We start from the raw sequence: 3,903 nt of genomic DNA, 5'->3' as shown, positions 1-3,903 counted from the left end.
CTGCACCGTGACCGGCGCGGAGAACCCGGCCGGCTTCCTGTACCGTCTGAAGGCCATGTGGCAGACGATGGCCGGCGGCGCCGGCGGCTACGGCCCGGGCGACGGCACCGGCAACGGCGGCACCGGCCCCGGCGACGGCACCGGCTTCGGACCCGGCGACGGCGTCTGCCCGACCACCAAGGGCGGCGCCCGTCTGGGCTCCGGCATGGGCGGCAATCACTGACCGGTCCACCGCGACACGATCGTGAAAGGACGGGGGAGCCTCGAGGCTCCCCCGTTCCGCGTCCCGCCGCGGTTCCGTCGCGAATCGTTCCTTCAGCAGCTCACAGCAGGCGCGCCCGCCACGCGGCGGCGTCCCGCGGGCGGTCCAGCTGGTCGCAGGCCGTCGCCAGCAGGCGCATGGCGTACTGGGTGTCGCCGTTGGCGGCGCCCAGTTCCGCCTCGAGGATCCCGAAGCTCTCCAGCAGGGTCCGCTCGGCCTCGTCCGGTTCGCCCAGCGCCAGCCAGGATTCGCCCCGGTCGTAGAGGATGCGGCCGCGGGTCCGCGGATCGACGGGGCCCGGCGCCTCGTCCAGGGCCAGGGACAGCAGGCGGTCGGCGTCGGCCCGGCGGCCCGCCCGGAGGTAGAGACTGGAAAGCCGCGCGCGCACCCAGCGGGTTTCGGCGCTGCCCTCACCGGATTGCCCCAGGTAGAACGACTCGGCGCCCTTCAGTTCCTTCTCGGCGTCGTCGTACCGCTTCAGGTCGATCAGCGCGCCGGCCAGGTGCACCGTGCCGATCCAGCGCCCGGGGTGGTCGTTCCCCTTGGCGGTTGTGTAATCGTCGCGTCCCCGGCGCAGCTGCGCCTCGGCTTCCTCCAGCTGGCCCAGGCGCCGGAGGCTGCGTCCCAGGTCCACGCGCGTGATCGAGGTCTCCGGGTGCCCGGCGCCCAGGACCCGCTCGCGGGCCTCGAGGACCACGCGGAGCTGCTTCACCGCCGCCGCGTCGTCCCCCAGTCCCGCCAGCGCGCGGGCGTAGTCGTTGCGGAAGAGCAGCGTGTTGGGGTGGTCCGCGCCGCTGGTCGCGGTCGAGAGTTCGACCGCCTCGGCGAAGGGCGCCAGCGCGTCGCGGCTGCGCCCCTGCTTCAGCTGCGTCGTCGCCAGGCGGTACAGCACGGTCGGCAGCAGGCCGGGATCGGTGATCCCCGTGTCGCGGCAGGCCGGCACGAGTCCGGCGAAGATCGCCTCGGCCTCCGCGAGGTTCCCCCGGCGCGACTTCAATTCGGCAACGGAGAGCTGCGACCTCAAGGTGTTCTCGTTGCGGTCGCCGTAGATCGTCCGCGTCATCTCGTGGGCGGCCAGCGAGAGGGAATCCGCCTCGTCGAAGCGCTCGGAGCCCATGATCATCTCCGCGAGCGAGCGCAGCAGGATCGCCGTGTCCGGGTGGGGGCCGTCGAAGACCCGCCCGTGGATCGCGATCGCCTCGCGCAGCAGCTTCTCGCCCTCGCCGCTCCGCCCCATCGCGTCCAGCAGCCGGCCCAGGTTGTGCAGGTCGGTGGCCACGAACGGGTGGAGGTCGCCCAGCACCCGGCGGTGGACCGCCAGGGCTTCGGTGTAGAAGCCTTCGGCGGCCGGCAGGTCGCCCTGGTAGCGCGCCAGGTTGCCCAGGCTGTTGAGGTTCACGGCCAGGGCGTCGGACTCCTGCGGCAGGCCGCGGTAGACCGCGAGCGAGCGGTGCATCAGCGAGTCGGCCGCGCCGTAGTTGCCCTGCTCCTGCAGCACGTTCGCCAGGTAGAGGGAGGCCTCGGCCCAGGCGACCGAATCGATCGGCGCCGTGTCCGCCATGCGCTGCAGGGCCTGCCGGTACGTCGCTTCGGCTTCCTTCATCTCGCCGCGGTTCCAGGCCAGGGAGCCGGCTTCCACCAGGAACTTGGCGGGGAAGGGCGACGATTGGTCGAACGCCGCCTGGAGTTCGCGCACGCGGTCGAGCTGCCCCTGCGCGGCCTCGTACTCGCCGAGCTGGCGGTAGGTGAGCCCGAGCTGCAGCCGCAGCGCCGCCTCCACCTCCGGCTGGCCCGCCAGTTCCTTGCCGACGCGGGAAGCGGTCTCGTCGAGGATCGCGCGCAGCATCTCCGTGTCGCGTCCCTGGGCCACGTGCGGTCCCACGCCGCCGAGCATGTCCCCCAGGAAGCGCGACACCTGCGTGGCCTTGGCGGCCTCGCGGATCGCCAGGCGCGAAGCCCGCTCGGCGCGCACGTACATCACCGAGCTGACCACCACGGCCGCGATCAGCACGAACGTGATCGCGCCCAGCGCGGCGAACGTCCCGCGGTTGCGCCGCACCAGTTTTCCGAGGCGGTAGGAGGCGCTCGGCGGTCCGGCGCTCACCGGCTCGTTCCGCAGATGGCGGCGCACGTCGGCCGCCAGCCCGTTGGCCGTCTCGTAGCGCCGGTCGCGGTCCTTCTCCAGCGCCTTCATCGTGATCCAGTCCAGGTCGCCGCGCAGCTCGCCCTGCAGCCGCTTCGGCGCGATGCCGCGGGCCTCGGCCACGCTCGTCGTGCGCTCGCCGAGGCCGCTGAAGCGCGTGCTCGGCCGCGGCGGGTCCTGCTCGCGGATGATCTTGCGGATCGCCTCGTAGCCGGCCTTGCGCAGGTCGCGCGACTCGAAGGGCAGCGCGCCGGACAGCAGCTCGTACAGCACCACGCCCAGGGCATAGACGTCGGTGCGCGTGTCGATGTCGTCGTCGGTCAGGGACGCCTGCTCCGGGCTCATGTACTCGGGCGTGCCGACCAGCTGGCCCAGCTCGGTGAACATCGTCATCTCGGTCAGGCGCTGGGTCGTGGCCTTGGCCACGCCGAAGTCGATGATCTTCGGGGCCGGTCGCCCGTCGACCTCCGCGACCAGGATGTTCGACGGCTTCAGGTCGCGGTGGATCACGGCCTTCTGGTGGGCGTGCTGCACGCCCTCGCAGACGCGCACGAACAGCTCGAGCCGCTCGTCGGTGCCCAGGCGGCGGCGGTTGCAGTAGTCGGTGATCGACTCGCCCTCGACGTACTCCATGACGAAGTAGGGACGACCGCGGTCGGTGGCGCCGGCGTCGAAGACCTTGGCGATGCAGGGGTGGTCCATCAGGGCCAGGGCCTGCCGCTCGGCGTCGAAGCGGGCCACCACGGCGCGGGTGTCCATGCCCTGCTTGATGACCTTCAGGGCCACGCGGCGGCGGATCGGCTCGGTCTGCTCGGCCTCGAAGACCTCGCCCATGCCTCCCTCGCCGATGCGGCGCAGCAGGCGGTAGGGGCCGATCACCGTGCCGACGTCCTCGCCCGTCGGGGTGGCGCCGCCGGCGGGACCGAGGGGGAGGGTGCGGTCGTCGTCGGGGCCGATCGAGAAGGTGCGGTCGTCCGACATGGGAGGGCTCCTGGATGGAGGAAAGTTCGATAAGTGCGTTTCCTGCGCGGGATGTCACCGCCTCGAACCAGAATACTGCAAATAAGATTGATTATCCATATCGTTATCGCGCTAGCTGGGAGTTTGGCATCCATGGATACTTGCAGGGTTGTGAGCACTTAAGATTGTACCTGGTACTGTCATCGACTTATTGATAACCAATTTTCTTGAATTTGATAAATGATTAACAATATTTGTGCGCGGGCTCGGGTCGTCACGACCAACGGCTTGGGGTGAGCCGGGACAACGTCCGAAGATCCAGCGGTCGAACTTAACAGCCGAACCCGATTCGGGGGCGTGGACATGAACAGCGCGACGGGATCGCTGCGCGCGCGCGTCGCGCTGGCGACGGACCAGAACGTCTTCCGCTGCTACCAGTGCGGCTGCTGCACCGCCGGCTGCCCGACCGCGGGCCGCGGCGACCTGCTGCCGCACCAGGTGATGCGGCACCTGCAGCTCGACAGCGACGCGCCGCTGC

2 protein-coding genes are annotated in these 3,903 nt (G+C 70.6%); one reads left to right on the top strand and one right to left on the bottom strand.

Annotated features, from left to right (window positions below; translation table 11 throughout):
- A partial coding sequence (locus Q7W29_13755; GenBank protein MDO9172886.1) for a hypothetical protein occupies positions 1-223 on the top strand: 223 nt, incomplete at its 5' end.
- A 100-nt stretch (positions 224-323) separates the two neighbouring features.
- On the opposite strand, the gene Q7W29_13750 is transcribed toward Q7W29_13755, so the two are convergent.
- Positions 324-3,386, bottom strand: coding sequence for a tetratricopeptide repeat protein (locus Q7W29_13750; GenBank protein ID MDO9172885.1), 3,063 nt, complete (start codon positions 3,384-3,386; stop codon positions 324-326).
- Positions 3,387-3,903: the final 517 nt, after the last annotated feature.

Source organism: bacterium, assembly GCA_030654305.1.
In the GTDB taxonomy this organism is placed as follows: domain Bacteria; phylum Krumholzibacteriota; class Krumholzibacteriia; order LZORAL124-64-63; family LZORAL124-64-63; genus PNOJ01.
This window is presented reverse-complemented; position numbering and strand designations above follow the sequence as displayed.

What these genes read in the sequence shown, in the direction of transcription:
- Q7W29_13750 (MDO9172885.1), bottom strand. Translation starts at nt 3,386, where the DNA reads ATGTCGGACGACCGCACCTTCTCGATCGGCCCCGACGACGACCGCACC.